Source organism: bacterium (assembly GCA_021372615.1).
Taxonomy (GTDB): Bacteria; Armatimonadota; Zipacnadia; order Zipacnadales; family UBA11051; genus JAJFUB01.
In genome coordinates, this window is the sequence record JAJFUB010000109.1 from 45,298 (window position 1) to 71,864 (window position 26,567).

18 protein-coding genes are annotated in these 26,567 nt (G+C 66.6%); 14 read left to right on the forward strand and 4 right to left on the reverse strand.

What is annotated here, in order from left to right; genetic code table 11:
- Positions 1–4: 4 nt before the first annotated feature.
- The 3 genes from LLH23_16250 to LLH23_16260 form a co-directional block, all read right to left on the reverse strand.
- Positions 5–1,030: a UDP-glucose--hexose-1-phosphate uridylyltransferase gene (locus LLH23_16250; GenBank protein ID MCE5240013.1), complete on the reverse strand. Its 1,026-nt coding sequence runs from the start codon at positions 1,028–1,030 to the stop codon at positions 5–7.
- A 114-nt stretch (positions 1,031–1,144) separates the two neighbouring features.
- Entirely contained in the window at positions 1,145–1,903 is a 759-nt protein-coding gene (locus tag LLH23_16255; GenBank protein ID MCE5240014.1) for a hypothetical protein, read from the reverse strand.
- Entirely contained in the window at positions 1,896–2,183 is a 288-nt protein-coding gene (locus LLH23_16260; protein ID MCE5240015.1) for a DUF2089 domain-containing protein, read from the reverse strand. The genes LLH23_16255 and LLH23_16260 overlap by 8 nt, the downstream gene beginning before the upstream one ends.
- A gap of 201 nt (positions 2,184–2,384) precedes the next feature.
- Here LLH23_16260 and LLH23_16265 point away from each other — a divergent pair, with 201 nt between their 5' ends.
- The 4 genes from LLH23_16265 to LLH23_16280 all read left to right on the forward strand — a co-directional run bounded on the left by LLH23_16265 (position 2,385) and on the right by LLH23_16280 (position 5,588).
- Positions 2,385–3,527 carry a Gfo/Idh/MocA family oxidoreductase gene (locus tag LLH23_16265; GenBank protein ID MCE5240016.1) on the forward strand — a complete coding sequence of 381 codons (1,143 nt, stop codon included), beginning with the start codon at positions 2,385–2,387 and terminating at the stop codon, positions 3,525–3,527.
- Entirely contained in the window at positions 3,521–4,378 is an 858-nt protein-coding gene (locus LLH23_16270) for a gamma-glutamyl-gamma-aminobutyrate hydrolase family protein (GenBank protein MCE5240017.1), read from the forward strand. The genes LLH23_16265 and LLH23_16270 overlap by 7 nt, the downstream gene beginning before the upstream one ends.
- A 203-nt stretch (positions 4,379–4,581) precedes the next feature.
- Positions 4,582–4,788, forward strand: coding sequence for a cold shock domain-containing protein (locus LLH23_16275; protein ID MCE5240018.1), 207 nt, complete (start codon positions 4,582–4,584; stop codon positions 4,786–4,788).
- A 176-nt stretch (positions 4,789–4,964) separates the two neighbouring features.
- The gene (locus tag LLH23_16280) at positions 4,965–5,588 is read left to right on the forward strand and encodes a hypothetical protein (GenBank protein MCE5240019.1); all 624 of its coding nucleotides are present in this window, start codon (positions 4,965–4,967) and stop codon (positions 5,586–5,588) included.
- 66 nt (positions 5,589–5,654) lie between these two features.
- On the opposite strand, the gene LLH23_16285 is transcribed toward LLH23_16280, so the two are convergent.
- Entirely contained in the window at positions 5,655–9,572 is a 3,918-nt protein-coding gene (locus LLH23_16285) for a hypothetical protein (protein MCE5240020.1), read from the reverse strand.
- Between the two features lie 115 nt (positions 9,573–9,687).
- Between LLH23_16285 and LLH23_16290 the strand changes: the two genes are divergently transcribed.
- From LLH23_16290 to LLH23_16335, 10 genes are all read left to right on the forward strand, one after another.
- Entirely contained in the window at positions 9,688–13,302 is a 3,615-nt protein-coding gene (locus LLH23_16290; GenBank protein MCE5240021.1) for a DUF6259 domain-containing protein, read from the forward strand.
- A 43-nt stretch (positions 13,303–13,345) separates the two neighbouring features.
- Positions 13,346–14,629 carry an alpha-L-fucosidase gene (locus LLH23_16295; protein ID MCE5240022.1) on the forward strand — a complete coding sequence of 428 codons (1,284 nt, stop codon included), beginning with the start codon at positions 13,346–13,348 and terminating at the stop codon, positions 14,627–14,629.
- Between the two features lie 234 nt (positions 14,630–14,863).
- Positions 14,864–17,836: a hypothetical protein gene (locus tag LLH23_16300; protein ID MCE5240023.1), complete on the forward strand. Its 2,973-nt coding sequence runs from the start codon at positions 14,864–14,866 to the stop codon at positions 17,834–17,836.
- Positions 17,837–17,902: 66 nt separating this feature from the next.
- Complete coding sequence (locus LLH23_16305; GenBank protein MCE5240024.1) at positions 17,903–18,484, forward strand: SMI1/KNR4 family protein; 582 nt, start codon at positions 17,903–17,905, stop codon at positions 18,482–18,484.
- Between the two features lie 42 nt (positions 18,485–18,526).
- Complete coding sequence (locus LLH23_16310; GenBank protein ID MCE5240025.1) at positions 18,527–19,708, forward strand: Gfo/Idh/MocA family oxidoreductase; 1,182 nt, start codon at positions 18,527–18,529, stop codon at positions 19,706–19,708.
- A gap of 13 nt (positions 19,709–19,721) precedes the next feature.
- On the forward strand, positions 19,722–21,875 hold the full coding sequence (locus tag LLH23_16315; protein ID MCE5240026.1) for a cellulase family glycosylhydrolase: 2,154 nt from the start codon (positions 19,722–19,724) through the stop codon (positions 21,873–21,875).
- 39 nt (positions 21,876–21,914) lie between these two features.
- Positions 21,915–23,255, forward strand: coding sequence for a sulfatase-like hydrolase/transferase (locus LLH23_16320; GenBank protein MCE5240027.1), 1,341 nt, complete (start codon positions 21,915–21,917; stop codon positions 23,253–23,255).
- 2 nt (positions 23,256–23,257) lie between these two features.
- Entirely contained in the window at positions 23,258–24,421 is a 1,164-nt protein-coding gene (locus tag LLH23_16325) for a Gfo/Idh/MocA family oxidoreductase (GenBank protein MCE5240028.1), read from the forward strand.
- A gap of 322 nt (positions 24,422–24,743) precedes the next feature.
- Entirely contained in the window at positions 24,744–25,457 is a 714-nt protein-coding gene (locus LLH23_16330; GenBank protein MCE5240029.1) for a hypothetical protein, read from the forward strand.
- A 32-nt stretch (positions 25,458–25,489) separates the two neighbouring features.
- On the forward strand, positions 25,490–26,539 hold the full coding sequence (locus LLH23_16335; protein ID MCE5240030.1) for a Gfo/Idh/MocA family oxidoreductase: 1,050 nt from the start codon (positions 25,490–25,492) through the stop codon (positions 26,537–26,539).
- Positions 26,540–26,567: the final 28 nt, after the last annotated feature.

A 26,567-nucleotide genomic window follows, 5' to 3' on the forward strand; every position in this document is an offset into this window, starting at 1 on the left:
CGCCTCATACGAGCCCGCGCAACGTTTCCGCCGCTGCCTCGGGAGTGATGTCCCGCTGCGGCGTCCCCAGCATCTCGAACCCCACCATGAACTTGCGCACCGTCGCTGAGCGCAGCAGGGGCGGGTAGAAGTGCGCGTGCAGGTGCCAGAAGGGGTACTCCCCGCCGTCGGTGGGCTGCTGGTGCCAGCCCATCGAGTAGGGGAAGCTGACCTTGAAGAGCCTGTCATAGGCGCCGGTGAGGGTGCTGAGCAACTCCGCCATGCCGCGGCGCTGGTCGGGGGAGAGGACTGGGATGTCGGCGCAGTGGGCGCGGGCGACGACGAGCGTCTCATACGGCCAGCAGGCCCAGAAGGGCACCACGGCTATGAAGTGGTCATTGGCGCACACGATGCGCTCGCCGCGCTGCAGCTCCAGCGCCGCGTAGTCACACAGCAGGCAGGAGTCACGGTCGCGCCGATAGGCCTCCTGGCGGGCCAGCTCCTTGGCCGGCTCGTTGGGGAGATGGCGCGTCGCCCAGATCTGGCCATGCGGGTGCGGGTTGCTGCAGCCCATCATGGGGCCCTTGTTCTCAAAGACCTGCACGTAGCCGATCTCCGGCCGCGCCCCGATCTCCGCCGTCTGCTCGGCCCACACGTTCACCACCGGCAGAATCTGCTCCGGCCTCATCTGGGCGAGGGTCAGGTTGTGCTTCGGCGAAAAGCAGATGACGCGGCACAGGCCCTGCTCGGCGCTGGCGAGCAGCAGGTCACCCTCGCGGACCTCCCCCTCCGGCGTGTCCGGCAGCAACGCCGCGAAGTCGTTGTTGAAGACGTACGTGCTTTCGTACTTCGGGTTCACACTGCCATCGGCGCGAGTGTTGCCTGGGCAGAGGTAGCATTGGGGGTCATACTCCGGCCGCGTGTCGGGCGGCACGTCCTCCACCTGCCCCGACCACGGGCGCTTGGTGCGGTGGGGTGACACGAGGACCCACTCGCCCGTCAGGGCGTTGAAGCGGCGGTGCGGATGGTCGGTCAGAGAGAAGGTGGACACAGGCAGACTCCGTAGGAGGGGAATGGCGGACCGCAAGACGGCGAGGGTGAGTTCGCCGCGCGGGGCAAGGAGGCCTGCCCCTCCCTGCCCGCGAGCCACGTGCGCGTCAGCATACTAGGGCGTGCCATAGCGCATCAGCGCGCTCACATCCCGTGCCGTCAGCAGCACAAACGGCAGGACGATCAGCCCCTTGCTGATGATCTCACCGACGACGATCACGCCAACATAGACGCCAATCGCCTTCCCGGTCTTCATGCCGCTGCTCTCGCGCAGCGCGAAGAAGTTGAGGAACAGCCCCCAGGCCATGATCAGCATCGTGAGCAAGCCGCCGGCAATGATCCAGGGGAACGCCCCGGTCTGCTGGAGGTAGGAGATGACCTGGCTAGCCTGGAGGTTCCCAAGCGATCCCAGGAAGTGTCCGAGGAGGCCATCGGTCCACATCAGACCGGCCAGCGCGAAGGGCAAGCGGCCGACGGCCGACATGGCGAAGTAGTCTACCAGACGACGCGGACCCGAGCCGAAGACCGCGCCGGCAACCCAGAAGAGCACTGCCACCACCAGCCAGTCCATCACCGGGAGAGTCGCGATCGCCCAGACGGGGAAGGGGGGCCCGGTGTACGGCGGCTCCGCGTGAGCCTCTACGCCGGGAGTCCGCCACATCTGCACCGGGGCTCCGGTCCCCACGTGCAAGTCTGCAATCCCGTCGAAACGCACACCTCCGTGTGCCGCCAGGAGCACTGTCGCCGCGACTACCAGCAGACCGACAAGGAGGGCTGAGCCGCCCGACAGCAGTGTGAAGGGGTTGACCAGAAGCATCCCTCGACTCGTCGCCTCGTCCCTTCTGAGGAACTCGCGTACCACTTCGTCACTCATCGGTCTCACCTGCTCCCTCGATCTGCTCGATGTGGGCGATCAACTCGTTGAGGCGGTTGCGCACGGTGGGGTAGCTCACCCCGTAGCGCCGCGCAATCTCCTTGAGGCTGCCGCTGGACTTGACGAACTCCAGGATGAACTGCTGCTCCTCCCGGGGCAAGCGCGCCAGCGTGCCCATCGTCAGGTTCCCTTCCACGGCAATCTCGCACTTGGCGCACCACAGCCGCTGGATGTTCAGCGGCCCACCGCAACTGGGACAACTGCCGACTACCGAAGCCATGTCTAGTCATCGCCTCCTTTCATGCATCACACGATAGCGATAATATAGCGAGCAATCACGAATGTCAAGCGGACGATAAAGAAAACAGAAGTGCAGGTGCACACACCTCTGGTGTGGAAGCAGGCACCGTGGGACGGGCTCGCGGCCGCAACGCCGGCCTGTGCCCCCCCAGATCCCCCAACCCGAAGGGAGACGTACCGGATGGACAAGCTGCGCATCGGTGTCATCGGAGTCTGCGGACGCGGCGGCATCGCGAACAACTGGCACAACAACAAGCGCTCGGAGGTCGTCGGCGGCGCTGACGTGTCCGAGGCCGCGCTCGCGAACTTCAGGGAGCGCATGGGTGAGGACGTGTTCACGACGCTGGAGTACCGGCGCCTGCTGGAGCGCGATGACGTGGACGCCATCGCCGTGACCGCCCCGGACTTCATGCACGAGGAGCTGGCCTGCGCGGCGCTGGAGGCCGGGAAGCACGTCTTTTGCGAAAAGCCCCTGGCCATCTCGACGGCCGGGTGCGACCGCATCCTGCGCACCTGGAAGGTCTCCGGCAAGCACCTGATGGTCGGCTTCAACATGCGATACATGAACATCTTCCGCGTGATGAAGGAGATCATTGACACGGGAACCATCGGCGAAATCAAGGCGGCGTGGTGCCGGCATTTCGTCGGCCACGGGCGCACGTTCTACTTCCAGGACTGGCACGCCACCCGCCAGGGCAGCAACACGCTGCTGCTGCAGAAGGGCAGCCACGACCTTGACATGATCCACTGGCTGACCGGGCAATACAGCAAGCGTGTGGCCGCCTTCGGCGGGCTGGACATGTTCGGGGGCGACAAGCCCAACGACCTGCGCTGCCCGGACTGCGACGAGGCGGACACCTGCTGGGAAGTGGCCGACCCGAGCTGCTCGCGCAACCAGTGCTGCTTCCGGCAGGAAGTGGATGTCGAGGACAACCATGTGATGATCATGGAGCTGGACGGGGGCATCAAGGCCAGCTACCTGCAGTGCCACTTCACGCCCGACTACCACCGCAACTACACGATCATCGGCACCGAGGGCCGGGTGGAGAACTCCGAGCCCGAGGGCAAGGTGTGGGTAAAGATGCGGCGGGCAAACACCTGGAAGGAGTTGGCCGACCGCACCTATGAGATCCGTCCGGCGATGGGCGGCCACGGCGGCGCCGACCCGGTCATCACCGAGGACTTCCTGGACATGGTGCTGGAGGGCAAGGAGCCACTGGCGACGCCGCTGGCCGGCCGCATGAGCGTAGCGGCAGGCTGCGCGGGCGCGGACTCGCTGCGGAGCGGCGGACAGGTGCAGGAGGTGCCGGAGGTCGCGTGGTAGGTTCGCTTCTAGGGCGACTGCTGATCGGGATGGTGGCGGCGGGGGTTCTCGCCGCCACCTGCGTTCGCGCCGACGGGAAGATGGTCTTCACCGACGGCCTGCTACAGGGCTGTGACGGGCTCTTTGACGACTGGGGCGCGGTGTGCCGGGCGGGGCAGCCGGTCGTGTGTGTGGTGGCGGCGCGGCACCCGGAGCCCCTGCGGTCGGCCCTGCACGAGCCCACGCAGGGGCATGGGTACCTGCCGTACCTCGAGACCACCCGCCAGCTTGCAGAGCGGCTGTCGGGGCTGCCGGCGGTGGTGGTGCACTACCTGCAGCTTGAGGACCAGCCGCCGGCACCGACCATCTGCCGGGCGCTGCTGCTGACGGCGCTGGACCGGAGTGTCAGTGCCGAGCACACGGGCAGGCTGCGGGCACTGATCCGCACCACCGACATCCCCATCCTCGGCTTCTGCGGCGGGCTGCAGCTCATCGGCGAAGCGTTCGGGGCCAGGAGCGAGCGGCTGCGGTCGCTGCGCCCGGGCGAAGCCGACCCCATGCCGACGTACTACCCCGGCACCTTCAAGGAGGTCGGTTTCCTGCCGGTGCGAATCGTGAAGCCCGACCCGCTCTTCGCGGGGCTGGGCAGCACTCTCATCGTGCGCGAGGTCCACGCCTTCGGGCTGAGCAGTCTGCCGCCGGAACTGGAGTGCCTCGCGGCGACGGACGAGTGTCCCGTGCAGGTCGTCCGCCACAAGACGAAGCTGATCGTCGGGACACAGTTCCATGCGGAGCGCTTCGACTCCGGACACCCGGATGGTGGGCGCCTGATCGGCAATTTCCTCGCACTCGCGGGGCTAAGGGCGCCCTAACGCCGCCCCGTGAACGGAGTGGTCGTTGACGCACTTGGCGGATTGGTGTACCATAGTGTCAACGGCGGCGTGTGCCGCCCAAAAAAGCGTGACGTACTTGATGGTGGATACGATACTTGCCGGCTTGTCTGGGATACTCTCCCGTCCAGGTCTCGCTGCAGGTGCGAAACCAGCGAGTACCGAGAGAGAACGGAGCAAAGAGTATGCCTACCGGCAAAGTGAAGTGGTTCAACGACAGCAAGGGGTACGGTTTCATCGAGTACGACGGGGGGCCGGACGTGTTCGTGCATTTCTCGGCTCTCAGTGGTGAGGGCTACCGCACCCTGGCCGAAGGCGCCAGCGTCGAGTTCGAGATCGTCAGCGACGCCAAGGGTCCGCGAGCCGACAAGGTCACCATCCTGAACGACTAGCGTCATCGGGCCGACCCGAACGCCCCCGGTGCTTTGTGCATCCGGGGGCGTTTTGCGTTAGGCAAAGCAGTTGAGGGCGAAGGTGTCAGGCGAACTCCCAATGTCTGTGTTCGGCGGAAGCAGGAATGTCCCACGATGGTGGCGAACATCCACGCAGCGCACTCAGGAGGTGACAGATGGACCCGACTAGGCTGGCCCAGTTGACCGACTACGTGAAGCAGTCGCGAGCCGCCGGACAGACGTACGACCAGGTGAGAGCCGCAGTCCTGGGGGGCGGGTGGAGCGAGGATGAGGTAAACGAGTACCTGCCGGCAGCATGGGCACAGACCGAGCCGGCCGCGGCGCCACCGCCCGTGGCACCCCCGGCAGTTGCCCCGCCGGTGGCCGCACCCGTAACGCCCGTGACGCCAGCCGTACCGCCGACTTACGCCGCGCCGATGGCCCCGGCCTATGCCCCGGCCTCGGACGGCAACACTTCCGGCAACCCGGCCATGCCCGTGCCGCCGGAAGTCGAGCAGATGGGCTGGAGCTGGGGCGGCTTCGGGCTGAACTGGATCTGGGGCATCGGGAACAAGGTCTGGATCGCGCTGCTGGCGCTGATCCCCTGCGTCAACATCGGTATCGCGATCTGGCTGGGTATCGCCGGCCACAAGCTCGCCTGGCAGAACCGCCACTTTGACAGCATGCAGCAGTACAAGGAGACGATGAAGGCCTGGAACATGTGGGGCATCATCATCTTCCTCGTGAGCATCGCGCTGAACATCCTGAGCGCGATCATCCAGGCGATGGCGAAACACTAGCTGAGCCTCGGAGAAGCGACCACGCCCGGCCAGTCTGGCCGGGCGTGGTGATTCGTGGGGATAGGCTTACTGCTGTGGCGCCGGACCGGCGGTGCGCAGGACCGATGAGCCCGCCGGCAACTGGATCGTCTCGGTCAGCTTGAAGCCCTCGACATGCGGGTTGGGCCGCACCTGGACCGTCAGCGGCTTCGCGGTCGGGTTGTGTATCTCCACCTCCCAGGTCTTCCAGTCCTGCGAGCGGGCGACGCTGATAACCACCTGCGGGCTGTCGCAGATCAGCGGGTGACCAATGAACAGGCGCTTGCCCTCGTCCTCGGTCCGCAGCACGGCGTAGCCCGTGTCCTTTTCCACCGGGATGATCCGCGTCTTGCCGCTGCCGTCCTGGACCTGCAGCACGGCGCTCCAGGTGTCCGTCAGGCCCGCGATTTGCGCGCCCAGGTTGCCGGGCAGGCTGGCCACGCCCGTGAGCTTGCCCCGGAAGCACTGGCCCTGGCTCGCGTCCAGGTCCAGCACGGCGCCCTGGGCCGTCACCTTCCCCTGCTCGGCCACCACCTGGTAGGCCGGCGGGCCGCTGAGGCCGTAGTCGGCGGCGACTTGCGCCGCCAGCTTGTCCGGCTCGGGCACGAGCCGGTTCATGCCGACCAGCAGCAGCTTCGCCGTGAGCTTCGTCCCTCTCGCCACCGTTCCCGCCGGGGTCTTGATCCCCACCTGGTGGTTGATGCCATCGCCCCACAGGACGAGACCATCGGTGAGGCTGTAGACGGCCAGCGAGCCGAAGACGCTATGCAGGATGCCGATGTAGTCGCCGCGGTTGAAGCGCGTGACGGCCATGGGGTGGCCGGCGAGCTTGACCAGTTCCGTCTGCCTGCCGCCCACGACCATGAGGCGCTGGGACTTATCGGTCTGGCCGGGCCAGCCGCCGATGGTGCCGAGGCCGAACGTGAAGGGCTGGTCGGCCCTCACGGGGATATCCCGGAGGGTCTCGAAGGTCTGATCCCACAGGTAGGCCGCAATGCCGTCAGGCTTGGGCAGGTAGAAGGTGCAGCGTGCCGTGGTTCTGAGGTACTGCGAGGGCTTGACGGGATAGAGCGTGTGCCAGACGTGGATGACGGGCTTGGCATCCACGGGGAAGACGCCATCGAGGATGCGGTCGCCGATGAGCACCTCCGACGAGGAGACCACGCGGTAGGGCTGCACGTGGGGCGAGCCCTCGAGGTCGCCGACGAGGCGGCGCGACCAGCCCATTGAGTCCGGCGCCTTGCCATCGAAGATCACGAACGGGTTGAGCGAGAGCTGCGGGTGGTTCTCGGGCGAGCCATCGTAGCTCATGGCCCCCGAGCCGAGCTTGCTGTCGAACACGAACGTGCCGACGGGCCGCACGCGGCCGTTCCACGGGCCCTTGTCCGGGACGCACGTGTCGGCGCCATAGCTGACGAAGTAGTCCGAGCCATCCGCTCGGCGCTGCATGCTGTACAGGAGCTGGTTGTTGCGGTCGGCGCACTGCTGGTCGCGCAGCAGCCACGAGTCGCAGAAGATGTCGCGGCTGAGGGCCTCGTGGCCCTTGCCGTCCAGGGCGTAGACCCAGATGTACTTCTGGCGCTCCTTGGGCAGCGTCGTCCGGAAGGCAAACTCGGCCTTGCCGCCGGGCCGGAAGGTGCGGATGGCGGTGTCGCCGTCCATGAGCCGGACTTCCTGCAAGCCGTCGGGCGACGTGACCTTCAGGCTCACGGGCCACTCCTGCAGCGCGGGGTTGTAGATGTTGCCCTGGGCGTCGGTGTCGCCGCGCGGCATGGTCAGCTCGATGATCGGGCCATTGGTAACGGATGTGGAGCCGAAGCACGGGGCGCCGGGGAAGAGGTTGCGGGCGCTGCGACCGCCGAGGGTGTTGAAGAGTGTGTTGAGCATCTTGGTGCCGTCGGCGCCGATGATGTTCTGATAGAGCGCGCCCGAGGCCACCAGCCCGATCTCGTCGGCACTCTGCATCAGCACCAGCGCCTGCGGCCACAGCGTCTGGCCGTTGCGCGCCTCCTGGCCGTAGGCGTCCACCATGCGTTCGAGCGTCTTGCCGCCCTGCTGGGTGACGACAGCCATGGCGTTGACATCGCGGGTGTCGAAGTGCGGGTAAGGGTTCTGGCCAAACAGGTACCAGCCGGCGCAGTTCTCGAAGCCCAGGAGCTGGTACAGCCATGTCTGCTCGGCGCAGACGCCCTCCTTGTCGGGCCCGCGCGGATAGACCTTCAGGCGGCGCTGGTCGTCCAGGAAGAGCCGCGAAGGGAGCTTCACCCGGTCGCCGATGACGTACTCGTGGTTGCCATCCGAGTTCTGGTACGTGACGCCGGGGATGGCGAGGAAGTCCGCCGTGGAGAGCCGCCGGCAATCGCGCTTGAGGCTCTCAAAGCCGTCCGGCTTCAGCTGCGCCATGGCCTCGAGGAAGACGATGAAGTCCAGTCCGGCAGCCCGGGCCTTCTGCACGTACTCCTCGGGCGTGCTGGCGCCGATGGAGTACGTCGTGCGCGCTCCGATGACGCCCCGGTGGAGCTTCCAGGCGGTCGTGAACGCCTGGGGCGGCACCGGGCGCAGGGCCAGCGGAGCGGTCGCGACACCGTCGGCGTTCTCGCCCAGCCACTTGAGGGTGTTCAGGATGAAGCGCACGAGGCCATTGGGCCGGCCATCGAAGGCGCGGCGCATGTAGCTCTCGTAGATGTCCCGGTCCCCGTCGGTCCTCATGGCGCGCGCGAAGATGATGTCCGGGCGCTGGCCGAAGTAGGCGACGCGGCCCTGGCCCATCTGCCGCACCCCGGCGAGGGGGACGTCGGCGGCGAAGCCTTCCGGGCGCGAGCCCTTGTCCACTTCCTCCAGGCCCAGGAGTGTGGGCTGGGAGCTGGTGCCGGGGCCGGCGCTCAGCACGACCTGCCAGTCGGCGTTCGGCAGGAAGGGCAGGACGCCGGCGAGGCTCTCCATGCTCACGCTGGACTGGTAAGGCAGGCCGGCGACGCCGTCGTTGAGTGGCGCGGCGACTCTGTCTGTGTACGTGAAGTAGTCACTGCCCCAGTTGCCGAAATGCTTGGCGGCCTTGGCGTCAGAGATGGTCTTCTCGAACAGAATGCGCGTGCCGAAGCGCTCAGCCAGGTAGTAGTGGAGCGTCATGGCGGTGATGACTTGCCCGCTGCTCTGCGTGAGCAGCAGGCCGCCGCCCTGATTGACGTAGTCCACCAGCATGTCGGCGATGGCCGCATCGGCATCCAGGACATCGGAGCGCGTGGGGAAGCCGGTGAGGAACACGACACGGCACTGCTTGAGCAGCTCCGGGGTGAGGTTGTCCCACTGCTCGAAGGAGATCCTCTCCCACCCGGCCTTCGGCAACTCGTCCTTCCACAGGTATGACAGATCGCTACGGTCAAGGCCCACGAAGAGCAGGCGACTGGACTTGCCGCCTGTGGCCAGCTCGCGGCGCACGAGACTGACATCGTCGAACCGGAACTGGCCCTGCTTGCTGACGCGGAGTTCGAGCTGGATGTCGCGCGTCCCGGCCGGCACGTCGAGGTCGTGCTTCACTTCCTGCCAGTCGCGGGCTGGGTCGAGCGTGAAGACCTGCCCGCCGCGCGGTTGTCCTTTGCCGTCCACGATGGCGATGTAGCTGAGGATGAGCTGGGCCGGGGCGTCCGGGGCACGGTACCACAGCGCCACTTGGTCCGGGGCCTGGTTGTCGTCGGCGACGCGGACATGCTGGGCCCAGGACACGTAGACCTTCGGCTGCTGACCCACCGTGATCTGCGCGGCCTTCAGGCCGCTGTGGTAGTCCACCGCCTCAATCTCCCCGCGGGCGAAGTCCTGCCCGTGATCCACGAAGGCCCACCCCTGGTAGGCGTTGGCGGCGGCGGGCTCCTCGAAACCGGGGTTCTTGACGAGGTTGCCCTCGCCCTGCTGGGCAGCGGCAGCGCCGACGAGGAGAAGAGCACACAGGATGGTAGGCCAGTGGTGCATGTGCGGGGCTCCTTGGTTGCTGCCTTAGGGTTCAGCCCGGTGGCGCGACAGACCTGCAGGTCTCGCGGCGCGCGGCCGGGAAGAACACCCGAACTCTGTCGTCAGGACCACCGCCATGAAACCACGTCTCTGCTGTCTGGTGCTACTTGTCGCTACCGTTGCCTGGGCGCAGGCGAAGCTGCCCCTCGGCTTCGACACCGATCCCGGCTGGGAGATGCGCCCCAGCTACCTGGCCAACCCGACGGCGAAAGCGCAGCTTGTCGCTGCCAGCGGGGTCAACACGCTCCAAGTCGACGAGACCGGCAAGGGCATGAAGTGGGAGCTGCCCCTGCAGCCCTTCGACTCGGGCTACTACCCGTATCTCGTGGTGCGCTACAGGGCGCAGAACCTGGGCGGGGGCGGCTACAGCCTGTGGGCGTTCGATGGCAGCCGGGAAGGGCTGGAGATCATCAATCCGCGCGATCTAGCGGCTGACGGGCAGTGGCATGACCTGGCGGTGGACCTGGTACAGCGCGGCGTGACCGGGGCGGTGCGGGCGCTGGTGGTGGAAGTCCAGTGCAAGCAGGCCCCGGCGTACCTGGCGTTTGACACGATCGCCCTGCAGGATGACATCCCGGCAGGGGCCAAGGTCGTCCCAGCCGCGCCGCCGGAGGCCAAGGAAGCGGTCGTGAAGCTGACGGACCTGCCGTTGCCCAAGGCCGAGCCGGACTGGCTGGCGGCCGATGCGGCGCGCTACGGGATTGACGTGGCCGAGGGGGCCGTGCACCTGTGGGCCGAGGGGCAGGACGCGGGGATGAAGTTCTCGACGAAGCTCAGGGAGCCCCTGGACCTGTCGCCGTTCCGCTTTGCGGCGGTGCGCTACAAGGCACGGGGCACGGCACCGTGGGGCGACTACTGTGTGTGGCTGGGCAGCGGCGGGGGCGGGATGCCCGACCGGTTCGCCCGGCCGCTGGACCTGCGTGCCCTGAAGGCCGACGGCGAGTGGCATGTGGCGATCACGCCGCTGGGCGAGGACTTCAAGGCTGTGGACATGGCCCTGCAGGTCTCCACAGCCCAGACGCGCGGCGACGTGTGGATAGACAGCATTCGCTTCTCGACCAAGCGCCCGTTGCTGGAGATGGCCGATGTGTTGCCGTACCGGAGCGGCTGGGAGAACAGCAAGCTGGCGCAGTTCCGCACGGTTGACCTGACACCCGTGGCGAACGCGCCGGCCGAGGCGAAGCTGCGGGCCAACGGCCTCAAGTCGTGGCTCCCCGCCGGCAAGCTGACCACGCGCGGCATTCCGTTCAGTGTCCTGTCCGGGGCCAAGGACGTGTTGCAGACGCCGCCGGACATCGCGCAGACGGCCAGCGTGCCCGTCGGCGGCAAGGCGGCGACGGAGGCGTACCTGCTGCTCCTGTCGCGCCTGCCCTCGACCGATGCGGCGAGGATGGGCGACCCCGTGCCGATGGACGTGTTCCGCAACCCGGAGCGCTTCCGCGTGCGCGTTGAGTATGCGGACGGGATGAGCGACGAAATGTTCCCGCTGGCGTGCGGGTCGGGGCAGTTCGAGGTGTCGCGCGGCCCGGACGTGTACTGTCTGACCGGCCTGCGCAGCCAGCCGATCCAGCGCCTGAGCCTCATCAACCGCATGGAGAGCGGGAGCTTCCTGCTGGCGGCGGTGACGCTGAATGAGGGGAAGCCCGCGATGGTGGCGCCGGCCGTGCAGGCGCTCCCACCGGCGCCGAAGCCCATGGTCTTCGCAATGCCCGTGCCGCAGGCTGCCATCAAGCCCATCACGGGCGGGTACTTCATCCAGAGCCGCAACCTGTGCCTGGACCTGCAGACCGAAGGGGGGCTGGCCGTCCGTCGCCTGGGGTCGCCGTACAACACGATCGTCAAGCTGGCGGTGCAGCCCGGGCCGCTGTTCGAGATCGCAGACGGGAAGACGCTGCTGGACTCGACGCAGGTGACGGTCGGCACGCCGAAGCTGGAGGGGCGGACGCTGACCATCCCGGTCGACGGCCGGCCCGGCGGGGCCGCTGTGGCGGGGCAGTTGGTTGTGACGCTGGAGGACGACCAGGTGCTGATGCGGCTCGACGTGGCGAACGTCGGCTCGACCGTCATCAAGCCGATCGTCAACTTCCCCCTGCTGCGCGGCATGAAGATCGGCAGCGTAGACGACACGTGGTATCTGTACTGCCGCAAGGGCGGGCTCGTCAGCAACCGCCCGACGGCGCAGCGGAAGGCCTATGGCGGCGAATACCCGCTGCAGGTCGCGGACGTCTTCAACCCCCAGAGCGGTGGGCTGGCGCTGCTGACCTATGACCTGAACGACGTCTACCGCTTCTGGAACATGAGCAAAGACGCTGAGGGCGTGACGTGGAAGATGGAGTACTGGCAGCAGGAGGTGCAGCCGGGCGCCAAGATCGAGACAGTGCCCACCGCCCTGCGCGGGCACTTCGGTGACTGGCGCGCGGCGCTGGGCATGTACCGGCAGTGGGCGCAATCCTGGTTCAGGCCCCAGGTCCCCCGCAAACGCTGGTTCCAGGAGGTCTTCTACTACCAGCAGGCCCTCGCGTGGAGCCAACTGCGCGACCCGAAGACCGGGCAGTGGCGCATGTCCGAGCGCATCCAGCGCTGCAAGGACGCCTTCGGCTGCCTGGACTACCTGCATGTCTTCGATTTCGGCGACAGCCGCAAGTATGGGCGCGTAGGCGACTACAACCACTATGACGAGCTGGGCGGGCTGCCGGCCATGCGCGCGGCCTTCAAGGAAGCCCAGGACCAGGGCGTGCGGATGGGCGTGTACATCGAGGGCTACCTGTGCGACAACCGCGGCGTGTGGGGCAGCCAGAACGTCGCGGCCAACTGCATCCGCCTGCAGGACGGCTCGCCGATGATGTGGCCGGGCTCGAAGACCGAAACGATGATGTGCGCGGCGGCGCTGCCGTGGCGGCAGCACCTGGCCGACACGTACAAGCGCGTCGCGGCCGAGCTGCAGCCCGATGGCATGTACATTGACCAGTACGGCTTCGTCAACCCCGGCAAGACCTGCTGGTCGCGCGAGCACGGGCACCCCGTCCCCGCGGCGCCGATCCGCGGCGAGGCCGGGACGACACAGGCCATCCGCGCCGCCATGCCGCCGCAGACGGCGAACCTGACCGAAGAGACGCCGAACGATGTCCATGCCCAGTACCAGGACGGCGCGCTGGGCTATTCGGTCGTGAGTGACGACCCCGTCCTCGCGCCGCACCGCGTGGACCTGTTCCGCTTCATGTTCCCGGACTTCAAGGTCTTCCAACTCGTCAGCTACAACCCGTTCATCGAAGGCGGCTGGGACCTGCTGAAGTGGCCATTCTTCAACGGCGAGGCGATCTGGCTGCACCAGGACCCGCAGCGCGACTACTGCGACGAGGCGCGGAACTTCCTGAAGCAGAGCTTCGCGATCCTGCACAAGTACGACGAGGCCTTCTGCTCGGACAAGGTCGCTCCGCTGGTGCCGACCCTCATGCCCACGGTGTATGCGAACCAGTTCACCGGGAAGCAGACGACGGTGTGGACGCTGTTCAACGCGGAGTTCCACACGATGCGGGGCGACCTGCTAAGCATCCCGCACCAGGCCGGGACGCGCTATGTGAATGCCTTCACCGGCGCAGTGATCAAGCCCCGGATCGTGAAGGGGCAGGCGATCATCCCGGTGGCCATCGGGCCGCGGGATGTGGGGTGTGTGGCGGCGGAACGGCCCTAACGGCTTGCGGGTCTGGAGACCCGCGTTCCAGGAAAGGCACTTCATGCACCACTTCGGCGACGGACGTGACTGGTTCTTCGAGAAGCGCTTCGGGATGTTCGTGCACTGGGGCATCTATGCCGTGGCCGGGTGGCATGAGCAGATGCAGTGGCGTGGGCGCGTGCCGCGGGCCGAGTATGTGAAGCTCGCGGAACGCTGGAACCCGGTGAAGTTCGACCCCGACGCCTGGCTCGATCTGGCCGAGGAAGTCGGGATGCGTTACCTCTGCCTGACGACCAAGCACCACGACGGCTTCTGCCTGTTCGACACGAAGCTGACGGACTTCAACACGATGAACACGCCGTACGGCAGGGACCTCGTGGGGATGCTGGCCGAGGCGTGCCACCGGCGCGACTTCCCGCTCTGCCTGTACTACTCGTGCGCGGACTGGCACCAGCCGAACTACCCCAACGAGGGGCGGCACCACGAGCTTCCGCCGCAGCCGGGCGATGAGCCGGACCTGATGAAGTACCTCGACTTCCTGCGCGGCCAAGTGCGCGAGCTGTGCACGAACTACGGCAAGATCCACGGCTTCTGGTGGGACATGAATGTGCCCCAGCACGTGGACCCGAGCATCAACCAACTGATCCGCGACCTGCAGCCGGGGATCGTCATCAACAACCGCGGCTATGACGAGGGCGACTTCGGCACTCCGGAGCGCGACTACGACCCTTCGGGCGAGGAAGTCCTGACCTTCGACCGGCCCACCGAGGCCTGCCAATCCGTCGGCCTGGAGAGCTGGGGCTGGCGCGTGGACGAGGACTACTACACCGATCGGCACCTGATCCGCAGCATTGACCGCTACCTGGCGCGCGGGGCCAACTACTTGCTCAACGTCGGCCCCACCGGCGAGGGTGAGATCGCGCCCGTGCAGCAGGACATCCTGCGGCGCGTGGGGCATTGGTACAACACGGTCCAGGAGTCACTGCTCGACGTCGAGCCCGCCTCGGCGCTGACCGAGAACCGGCAGGTGCTGCTGACGCGGCGCGGCAACACGGTCTATGTGCACCTGCACCGCGACCCGGTGACTGACGCAGTGAAGCTCAAGCCAATCCAGACGCCGCCGGTGCGGGCGACGCTGCTGAACGACGGGCGGCCGGTCGAGTGCGCGGTGGACGTGCTGCCCAGCGAGCATGTGACGCAGACCCCATGCCTGCACCTCAAGCGGCTGCCGGTGAACGAGCTGTGCAATGAGGTGCTGGTGGTGAAGCTGGAGTTCGCGGACGGGGAGTTCGCGAGCGGGGAGGCGCGCGAGACGGCGGGTGGGGTGGATGTGAATGTGATGTAGGTGACGGAGGGCCTCACCCCCGGCCCCTCTCCCGCGCGCATACGACTGCGCGCCGGAGAGGGGAGAACGGCTCTGGGGCGGCACGCTGTGCCTGCGGAGCCACCAAGGTGGCGGACGGTGCCCCTCTCCGGGCGCTTGCGCAGCAAGCGGCGGGAGAGGGGTAGGGGTGAGGAGAAGGTCAGTGCCGTGAGACGTGCGCCAGCGGCGCACATGCCGTTCCCATCGGAGGGAATCATGCGACACTTGGTACTGCTGGCCGCGCTCGTGTCATCCATCGCCCTTGCCCAGCCGGAGGGGGCATGGCTGAACGTCCTGGACTGCGGCGCCTCGGGCTCCAAGTTCCAGACCAAGGCTACTCTCACAGCGGGCTCCAAGGACATCAGCGTGGCCGATCCGGGCGACTTCAAGGTCGGTCAGGGCGTCATGGTCTCCCGCGCGGACATCAAGATCAGCCACGGGACGCTGTGGGGCCCGCGGGCCAAGTACGCCGCCAGCAAGGCGCTCGCGGATACGGTGCAGGTGCGCGGCTACGATGGGTCGCTGGGAAGCTGGACCGTCTACATCCTCGACATTGACGGGGCGAACCCGGCCACCTTCCGTTGGAGTGACGACCTGACGCGGACCTGGAAGCAGAGCAAGGTGCCGATCACGCACGACTGGCAGCCGCTGAACGGCGGCACAGAGGTCAAGTTCGGCGAACTGGATTGGGACAGTGGGTATGCGGTGACGTTCAGCGCGCGGGATCAGTTGCTGACCGTCATCGAGAAGATCGAGGGCAAGACGGTGACGCTGCGCGATGCGCCGACGCGCGGGGCTGACGATGCCGTGGTGCGGCACAACGACACCGAGGCGCTGCAAGCCGCGATTGACCGGGGGCTCAAGGAGAAGCGGAACGTCTTCTTCCCCGCCGGATGGTACATGCTCGCCCGCCCGCTGGTCGTGCAGAATGCCGAGGGCATTGTCCTCCAAGGCCTCAACGGTGTGGACAGCGTCCTGGACATCAGCGAGGGCGAGGGGGCGTGCTTCAACCTCAAGGACGGCAAGGAAGTCACCATCCGCAACTTCCGCATGCTAGGAAACACCGGCTTTGACGCGCGCGACCAGGCGGGGTCGCTGCGGCTCATGGGCGCTCTGGCCGTATGGGGCTTCTACCTCAAGCCCAGCCACGGCATGACCGTGTCCAACACCGAGCGGGTGTTGCTGGAGAACTGTCATGCCTCCAAGATGAGCGGCGAATGCTTCTACTCCGGCGGACGCTCGCGGACCTGGAACCAACCGGAACCGAAGCAGTACACCAAGGAGATCACGTACCTGCGCTGCTCGGTTACGGATAGCGGCCGCAACGCCTTCAACAACAATGACATGGCCGAGAACACGAGCGTGTTGTACTGCCGGGTGGTGGATGTGGGCGGCTGCACGTGGGAGGGGGCGTCGCGGTTCGTGCGGTTCATTGGCAACTACGTGCGCAACGCCGGCACGGTGGCGATGGGCAACATCCGCAGCCGCGACGAGCGCTACGAGCAGCTCGGCTCGGGCCAGCACATCATCGCCGATAATGTGTTCGAGGGCAACATCTGCTATGGCGGGGCAGCCATCCGCGCCGCTGCCGGCGCCTCGCAGGTCGTGATCCGCAACAACCTGTTCATCAACTTCGGCTCCAGCGGCGTGGACATTAGTGGGGTGAACAGCAATCGTGACCTCACCGCCGGCATCGCTACAGTCAGCGACAACATCTTCGACATGACCGACGTGACCGGCCAGTCCAAGGCGCGCACCAGCGTGCTCGTGAGCGGCTCGCATGTCACCGTCAGCAACAACCAGTTCTATGTGCGTGGCGCGATGGACCCGGCCGTGACAGCCATTGACCTGCGCGAGCCGGCCGTCAACCTCAGCGTGCACGACAACCTCATCCGCAACTGCGGGAAGGGGCTGAGCGTCGGCCTCGGCAGTGGGCGGATCACGGAAGTCGTGAGCCCGACCAGTTTCGTGGTCGCGGGGACCATCCCCCTGGAGCGGCGCCAGTCGCACCGCTACCGGGGCTGGGGCGTCAGCTTCATCCGCGGCGGCAACCGCATCGGGCGGGGCACGATCAAGGAGTTCGACCCCGAGACCTGCCAGTTCATCCTCGACAAGCCCTTCGATCTGAAGGTGGGGGACAGCGTTGAGGTCTTCCCGACCGCCGGGGCCAACTGGAGCCTGACCGCGAACACGATCACCAGTTGCGTGCAGCCGGTCACACTCGATGGCTATGGCAGCCTGACCTCGCGCTTCGCCGACAACCTCATCTCCCGCGGTGAGACACCAGCGAAGGAGGCGGTCGCCGTCAGGGGCGCGTTCGACCTGACCGGCAATCACTTCAGCGGCTTCACTGACGAGGGCAGCGCGGCCCTGTCGCTGTACCCGGACCGCTTCGGCAAGCCGCTGCCGCTGCAAGTGCGCGACAACATCTTCGAGACCTGCGGCAATCCCGTGGCCGAGAGCGTCAAGGGCCTCTGGGACGCGTGCCGGGCGGAGGGCAATGTCTTCCAGAACTGCACCGCCAAGCCGGTGCAGAAGGCCCTGCCGCCGCAGACCGTGACGGCAGTGCTGCGCAAGGTTGAGGCGCCGGCGGCGCCGATCCTCAAGGCGCCGAAGCTGGCGAAGGCGATCAAGCTCGACGGCGATGTCAGCGAGTGGCCATGGGCGGACAAGACGCGGGTGGCAACGTTGCAGCAGGACGCGATGGGCGCCCCGATCAGCGGTCCGAAGGGGGCCATCATGGCCGCGCGCGACGCGCAGTTCCTGTACGTGGCGGTTTGCGTGAACACACTGCCGAACTACAAGCTGACACTGAGTGGCGCGCCGTACTCTGGCGACGGCATGGAGATCGCCTATCAGAGCGGCGATCCGCAGGTGAGTTCGCCCATCCTCGTGCAGTGGGGTGGCGCGGACGGAGCGCGGAGCCTCGTGGCCGTGGGCGGTGCGGACGCCGCGCAGAGCGCCGCGCTGGACAAGCTCACCCAGTACGCCGCCAAGCAGGGCAAGGACCAGTGGACGGCCGAGTGGCGGCTGCCGCTGAGTGTCCTGGGCCCGAAGTTCGCGCAGGTCAAGCGGCTGCGGTTCAACCTGGGCCTCCGCCACCACAATGCCGACCTGTGGATCGCCTGGGTCGGCACGGGAGCGGAGATCTTCCGGGTGGACCGGGCAGGGGTCGTAGAACTATGGTAGGCTGACTGTGCCCGCTCGCCGGGCATAGCGGCCGCCCCAACTCGCTGGGCGGAGAGAGCGCACTGTATGGATGAGCTTACGGCCATGATCCGGGCGAAGTCCGGCAGACCCCCTGTCTCGCGCGACGCAGATGGCCTGCGATCACAGCTGGGCTACGATGTGGCCTCGATGCGCGCCGGCGGGCACGATCCGGCTATCATCCGAGAGCATGAAGCTCTCAATGAGGGGCTGGAGTCGTTCATTGCTCACCCTCAATTCGGGAGGTACCTCGGTGGCCTGACGCCCGGGGAGATGTACGAAGCCTCCGGCGTTCGTGTGCTACCGTTGGACGCGATCCGGGAGGAGATCCAGGAGCTTACACCTGGGACACGGATCTTCCCGTACGGCTACATGCCATTCGCCACCTCCATCGGTGGGAACGCGGTCTGCTTCCATGCTCCGACAGGCGACGTGGTGTGGGCAGATCACGACAGCTTCGGCACGGACGAGATCAACTACCAGGACAGGAGTACGGGCGAGTACCGCTTCGTCCCGTTCACCCCCGACCATGTTGCGCAGGCAGTCGTTCCACTCGCAGATGACTTCTACGCGTTCCTCAGGGATTTGGTGCTTGACCGCCTGGAGACCAGACTCAATGAGCTCGACTGAGGCCCTGCCGTCGCGTCGCCTCGGAGCCCGTCAGGAGCAAAGATGAACCCAGTCCGTTTCGCCCTGGTCGGCACTGGCGGCCGGGGACAGATCTATGTGGATGTGCTCAAGCGCATGGCCGAGCCGCGGGCCGTGTGGACCGCCATGTGTGACCGCAACGAGGAAGTCCTGAACGCCTTCTGCGACCGCAACGCGCTCACGGATGTCCCGCGCCTGACCAGTGTAGACGACCTGGTCCGGCGCAATGATGTGGACGCGGTGCTAGTCTGCACCCCCGACTATGCGCATCGCGCGCCGGCCGAGACCTGCTTCGGGGCCGGGTTGCACTGCCTGGTGGAGAAGCCTGTGGCGACCAGCCCTGAGGACGTGCGCGCGATCTGTGCCGCGGCGCAACGATCGGGCAAGCTGCTGCACCTGGGCTTCGTGTTCCGCTACGACCCGTGCGCGCTGAAGCTGCGCGAACTGATCTCGGGCGGGGTCATCGGCAGGCTGATCGCCTGCATCACGCACGAGGCCGTCGGCTGGTTCCACGGCAGCACCTACATGCGGCGCTGGAACCGCTTCCGCAAGATGAGCGGGGACATGCTGCTGCACAAGGGCTGTCACACCTTCGACCTCATCAACTTCATCACCGGCGCGTACCCGCTGCGGGTGGCGGCCTTCGGGGGCACGGAGGTCTTCCGGCCGCGCCCCGAGGCGGCGCAGTTCTGCAAGGACTGCACCGTCACGCAGGACTGCCTGTACTACACCGACCAGGGCCCGGCATATCGCGACCGCTTCTACCACACGGCCGGCCCGCAGGTGTTGCCCGACGACTACTGCGTCTACAACGTGGACAAGGACACCACCGACACGACGAGCCTGACCGCGGAGTACAGCAACGGCATGAAGCTGTCGTACACGATGACGATGGTGTCGCCGCAGGGCCAGCGGCGGATGACCTTCATCGGCACGCACGGCGAGATCCGCTGCGATATGGACAGCTACCAGATCGAGCTGATGCCGCTGCCGGACCGGCCCACGGAGATCGTGCCGGTTGAGCGCCCGGAGGGTTACGGCCACCAGCACCACGATCTGTGCCTGACCAATGACTTCCTGGATCGTCTCAAGCGCGGCGACGACCCGCGCGAGGGGATCCTCGATGCCTACATGTCCGGCGCGGTGGCCTTCGCGGCGCTGGAGTCCATGGCGACCGGGCAGATCGTGGAAGTCCCGCCCCTGTAGAGGAGCCCGAGCCGTGTTCCACCATCTCTCCATCGCCCTCGCGCTGGTTGTCTGCAGCCTATCACTGGCGGACGACTGGCGGGAGATCAAGCCGCCGCCCACGCGCCAGGACCTCGGCCAGACATACGAGCGGGTGGCGGTGCTCGATCCGCTGGATGATGCGACCAAGTGGAAGGGCGCGGAGCACGGCCAGAGCGCGCAGGCGAGCGTGTCCACGGGCGAGGGACGCGCACCGGGCACGAAGGGCCTGCGCGTGATCTACACGTTCACGGGCCGCCCCGGCCTCGAATACGTGGATGTCGCCGGCAACATCCCGATCCCGGATGGCGCGACGGCCGTCGGGCTGTGGATGAAAGCTGGCGACCCGACAGCACAGCCCGCTCTACCGCCGCCGGGGGTGCCGATGCCCCCCGGATACACCATGCGCGGGCACCGGCTGCCGGCGCGCCTCCGGGTACTCGACGCCAACGGCGAGTGCTTCCAGTACAACCTGCGCGACCTCAAGCCCGGCGAGTGGGTCCTGGGCGTTGCCAGTCTGGACAACCCCGGCGTACACTGGGGCGGGGACAACAACGGGAAGCTCGATCGGCCGTGCCGGGTGGCGTCGTTCGTGTTCGACAAGATCGTCAACAGCCCCACGGCGCAGGGCGAACTCACCATCGCGGAGTTCGGCTCGTACCGGATCGTCCCCGAACGTCTGCAGCCGCACGGCATCAAGCTCTTCGTGCCTCCGACGCAGAGCCTGTTGGTATATGATCTCAACCAGCCGATCACGTTGGCGACGGCCCCGGACCCGGCGGACAAGGCGATGGCTACGCTGCCGGTGCGGCTGTCGGCCACGTTGGTGGACCCCTTTGGCAAGACGCTGAAGACGCAGGCGGTCACGCTGGCGGCAACAACGCCGACGCCGCTGGAGTTGGCGCCACAGGAGCAGGGCGCGTACGACCTGCGGCTGCGCTTGGCCGGCAAGGAGGGCGCCCCGGACGCGCCGTGGGCGGACTTCCGCTTCGCCGTCCTGCCCACGCCGCCGGCGCAGGACCAGACGAGCCCGTGGGGCGTCTCGACGCACTTTGGGCAGCACTGGCCGCTGGCGGTCATGCCGATGATCGCCCGCGCCGGGATCAAGTTCTATCGCGACGAGATCTCATGGGGCAACGTCGAGCGTGAGCCGGGCAAGCTCGCTGTGCCGGACCGCTTCCGTGAGTACATCGCCGAGGGCCGGCGCCTCGGACTCGAGCCGCTCATCATCCTGGACTACGCGAACAAGCTCTACGACGAGGGCAACTTCCCGCTGACACCCGAGACGCGGGCAGCGTTCGCGCGGTACGCCACGACGCTGGCGACGGAGCTGCCGGCCATCCGCTTCTTTGAGGTATGGAACGAGTGGTGCGGGGGCTGCGGCATGGGCGGGCGCAAAGGCACGGCGGCGGACTACGCCCCGCTGTATCTGGAGGCGGCGAAGGCCGTGCGCGCCGCCAACCCGCAGGCCACGGTCATCGGCATCGGTGGCGAGTGGGATGGCAAGGCCTTCGGGGACATGATGGGCCAGGGCGCGGGTGCGGCGATGGACGGCTTCTCGATCCACCCGTACATGTACCCCGGCTTGCCGGGCGAGGGCTTCGCCAAGCATCTGACGACCGACGCCGAGCGCGCCGAGGCCGCCGCCGGCAAGAAGCTCCCACTGTGGATCACGGAGATCGGCTGGCCGACCGAACTCGACGGCCGCGGCAGCGACTGGCTACACCAGGCGCGCTGCCTTGTGCGCATGATGCTCATCGCGCGGGCCAACGGCGCGCAGAAGATCTGCTGGTACGACTTCAAGGACGACGGGCTGAAACTCACCTACAATGAGAACAACTTCGGCCTCGTGCACCACGAGCAGTTCGGCCTCGCGCCCAAGCCGGCATACGTCGCGTACGCCCATCTCATCAACATCCTGCACGGCCGCAAGCTGGTGCGCCACGGCCTGTCGCCGAACGGCCACTGGGTCATGCGGCTCGAGGGCCCCGACGACATGGTTGACATCTTCTGGACTGAGCAGGCGACGGACCGTCGCGCCGTAGGGGCCGAGGCCCTGCGTGTGGAAGACATGTTCGGGCAGCCGATCTACACGGAGGCTGTCCCGATATCGCCCGATCCCGTGTTCATCATCTCGAGACGCCGTTAGCCGTCCGCCGTTCCCGCATCCCGCATCCCGAGGCCTCACATGAACATCGTCTTCATCGCCATTGATACGCTACGCGCCGACCGCCTGGGCTGCTATGGGCACGATCGCGTGACCAGCCCGCACCTGGATGCGCTGGCGGCGCGCGGGGTGCGCTTCGCCCAGCACATCTCGCCGCACATCCCCACGCACCCCGGCTACACGACCATGTTCAGCGGGAAGGACGTACTCAGCCATCAGATCGTCACCCAGGGCGGGAAGGTGGATCTGGCCGAGAGCGTCCATCTGTTGCCCCAGGTGCTGCAGCGCCGGGGATACTTCACCGCCGCCGCCGACAACATGGGCCGCTGGTTCAACCGCGGCTACGACCTGTACGAGGGCTACAACTGGAACCAGGATCCCTCCGGCGCGTGGCTGAAGGCCGAGGCCGTCAACGGTACGGCGCTGCGCGTGCTGGATGCCTGCGAGCAGCAGGACAAGCCGTGGTTCTGCTTCCTGCACTACTGGGACCCGCACACGCCGTACCTGCCGCCGGCGCCGTTCAGTCGCATGTTCTACCCCGGCGACGAGAAGGACCCCGGCAACACCAGCGCGCACGAGATGATGAACAACTACCCGGCCTTCCAGTACTACTTCCAGGAGTGGATGCCGGGCCTGACCGATGTGGAGTTCCCCAAGGCCCAGTACGACGCGGAGATCGCCTACGTGGACGCGGCGCTGGCGCATGTCTTCACCAAAGTGGAGCGGATGAAAGGCGGGCAGGACACCGCCATCATCATCACCTCGGACCACGGTGAGGAACTCGATGAGCACCAGATGTGGTTCGACCATCACGGGCTGTATGAGACCAACCTGCACGTGCCGCTGCTCATGTACCACCCCGAGCGCCTCAGCGGGGGGCAGGTGCGGGAGGGCCTGAGCAGCCACGTGGACCTCGCGCCGACGGTGCTCGACCTCCTCGGCCTCGCGGACGCAGCCCAGGAGGAGCAGATGGAGGGGCGGAGCCTGCTTCCTGCTCTCGACGAGGGCGTGGGAGCGGTCACCGACCGCGACGCCGTCTACATCACCGAGTGCGCCTGGATGAAGAAGCGGGGCTTCCGCACGCCGCGCTACAAGTACTTCGAGTCGCTGTATGACGAGTTGCACAAGCGCCCGCCGTTCGAGCTGTACGACCTGCAGGCCGACCCGGGCGAGCAGCACAACCTGGCCGACGAGCAGCCGGAACTGCTCGCACATTTCCAGGCGCGAACGCAGGCCTTCTTGGAGCAGCGCCTGGCCGAGACAGGGCTGCCCGACCCGCAGAGCTACCAGGACATCACCCTCCGGCAGGTAGGCAATGTGAAGATCGCCGTGCCGGAAGACCAGAAGCTGGTTGAGGACTGAACATGGACAAAGCACGTATCGCCGTCATCGGCCTCGGTGGGCGAGGCCGCTACTTCGCGCAGGCCTTCGATCAGCACCCGCGCGCACAACTCGTCGCGGTGGCCGACCCGTCGGACAAGCCCCTGGCGCTGCTCAAGCACCAGTACGGCGACCGCATCCGGTACTACCAGGACTACCACGAGATGCTCAAGGCGCCCGATGTGGACGCCGTCGTGGTCGCCTCGAATGACAAGTCGCACCGCGAGAACGCCGTCGCGGTCTTCGAGGCGGGGAAGAGCTGCCTGCTCGAGAAGCCCATGGCGCAGTCGGTGGCCGACTGCGATGACATCATCCGTGCCTGGAAGCAATCGGGGCGGCTGTTCATGATCGGCCTGGAGCTGCGCCACTGCTCGCTGTTCACGCGGATGCGCGAGTTGGTGGACGACGGCCGCATCGGTGAGATCGTGATGGGCCAGGCGCTCGACAACGTGTCCGTCGGCGGCCAGTACTTCTACCACAACGCCATGCGCCGCAAGGACTACGTGCGCAGCCTGCTGTTGCAGAAGGGTACGCACACCATTGACCTGCTCAACTGGTTCATGGGCGGCAGCCCGGTGAAGGTCTACGGCAGCGGCGGGCTGGACTTCTACGGGCAGCGCGAGCCCAACGACAAGCGGTGCCGCGCGTGCGAGCAGCGGTGCGAGTACTTCATCAACCACGAGCGCTTCGTGATGGACTACGGCGCCGTCGTCGAGACCGACGACCGCTGCGTGTTCGCGCAGGAGTGCGATGTGGCTGACAACTCCATGCTCATCATTGACTACGCCAACGGCCATCGCGGGCAGTACAGCGAGTGCCACTTCACGCCCGAATACACCCGCGAGTTCACTTTCTTCGGCACCGAAGGGAAGATGTACGGCTTCTACAACAACGAGTGCAACTTCCTGATCCGGTGCACGTACCGCAACACGGACCATGTGGACGAGTGGCATCCGCAATCGGCCGGCGGCGGCCATGGCGGCGGCGACCGGCTCATCATGGAGCACTTCCTCGACTGCCTGCTCGGCGACGCCCAGCCGCTGGCCGACGTGCAGGCCGCACGCGACTGCACGGCCGTGGCCGCGGCGGGCGAGGAGAGCATCGAGACGGGGCTGCCGGTGGCCATCCCGCCTTGCCCGTGGCTGTAGATGGTCTGCTTTGGGGGCGACTACCATGCGCGACAAGGCGGCGAATGAGTTCTTCGATGCTGTATTCCATCGGAGCTTCGGGCGCTGCACGTGCTTCTTGTGCGGTCGGCGGCTTGGGTCGAGGAACCGTTCAGATGAGCATGTCATCCCAAAGTGGGTTCAGAACCGGTTTGACCTATGGAACCAGCGGATCGTGCTGCCAAACGGTACCTCAAGCCCGTACCGCCAGTTGACAATCCCGTGCTGTCGCGACTGCAACAATGGCTGCCTGCAGCCCGTAGAGACGAGGGTCTGCCAAGCCGTTGGGAAGGGTGCCAAGGGAGTGCGCGACCTTGACCCACGGGACCTGTTCGTGTGGTTGGGCAAGATATTCTATGGGATGTTGTACCGCGATCTGTTTCTGCCCCTCGACGTCACCGGGCAGAAGCCAGGGCGAATCGCCTCTAGGACCCTACTGCAAGCATTCCGGACACATCACCTCTTCCTGCAGTGCGTGCGGGTGCCAATGGACTTCCCTGGCTTCTTCCCGGCGTCGGTGCTTGTAGTACACACACAGGAACCACAGGACATCAGATTTCGGTGGGACTTCCGTGACAACTACGCGACCATGTTCATCGGGTGTCGGTTGGGCAGCGTAGGTATCGTGGCAGCATTGCAGGACGGGGGAGCTCAGCAACAACTGTTCGCTAGCTTGGGGGTCAAGCGTCTGAAGTTGCACCCTCTGCAATTCACGGAACTGATGGCGCAGGTGCTCTACAAGGCGCGCTTGTTCAACCGCGTGCCCAAGTATGTTACCATCGACACCGACCCCAAGACGGTGGTCCAGGCTTCGCTCCAGGGCCTCAGCAGCAAGCCCGTGTTCGATGAGTGGAATCCGTCTCACTACGCGCAGATTCTGTCCCAACTCACCGGCTTCCGCCTGGAGAACGTCTTCCTACCGCCTGACGCTGTGATGAGTTGGCTCAGGAACAGCGATCGACGTCTGCGGAAGATGCCTCTGGAGCAGTACCCTATCGAACTCCTCTACGGCGTTTGACCATAGAGCCGCTCATCTGTAGGAGGCAAGGCATGTCCCTCACCCTTGGTGTCATCGGTGTGAACCACCCCCATGCGGGCGGGCATCTGCAGGCCCTCGAGAACGCGCCAGAGATCACGCGTCTGCTCGTGTGGGACGAGGACCCCGCGTCGGCCCAGCGCGCGGCGGGCAACTCGGCGAAGGCGGAGGTGGTTGCATCGCCGGACGAGTTGCTATCGGATCCGGGCGTCCCGGCCCTCGCCATCATGCTCAAAGACAGCGAGGCCGGGGCATGGAACCTGCGCGCCATCGAGGCAGGGAAGTGGGTCTATGGCGACAAGCCCGGCGCGCAGACCGCGGAGCAGCTCAAGCGGATCGTGGACGCGGCGCAGCAGCATGGCGTGCACTTCTGCCCGTGCTACTCCACCCGGAGCCAGCCCCTCGCCCGTGAGGTCGGCAGCGTCCTGCAGTGCGGCGCCATCGGCGACCTGTACTCCTTCCAGTGCACATGGATCACCTCCGATGTGCTGGCGCGGGGGCCGGACAACTGGCTCTTCCACAAGGAGCACAGCGCGGGCGGCATCCTCACGTGGCTAGGCTGCCACTGGCTGGACCTGTTGCGCTTCCTGATGCGGTCCGAGGTGGTTGAGGTGACCGCCATGTGCGCCACGCAGACCCCCGCGGCGGTGGACGTCGAGGACGTGGCGAATGTCTGCCTGCGGTTCGACAACGGGGCAGTAGGGATGCTGCGGGCAGGGTACCTGCTGCGCGCGTCGGGGGGCTATGACAACAGTGACATGCAGTTCCAGTTCGAGGGCAGCCAGGGCGCGCTGACGTGGTATCCGCGCGCCCAACCCGCCGGCTACCGCCTGCGCACGCGCAACACCGACTTCGTGCCCTCGGGCTGGCAGCGGGACATTGTCGTGGACCCAGCCCCCCAGAGCGCCCGGGCCGGCTACTCGGCGGACTTCCTGGCCGAGTTCCTGGCGGCCGTCGAGGGACGTGGTCCGCTGCCGGCGAGCGAAGTGGATGCGTGGCAGGTGCTGCGCGTCATCGAGGCGGCCTATCGGTCCTCAGCCGAGGGGCGGAAGGTGACACTATGACGCGTGGGCCGGTCCAGGATGTCCCGGC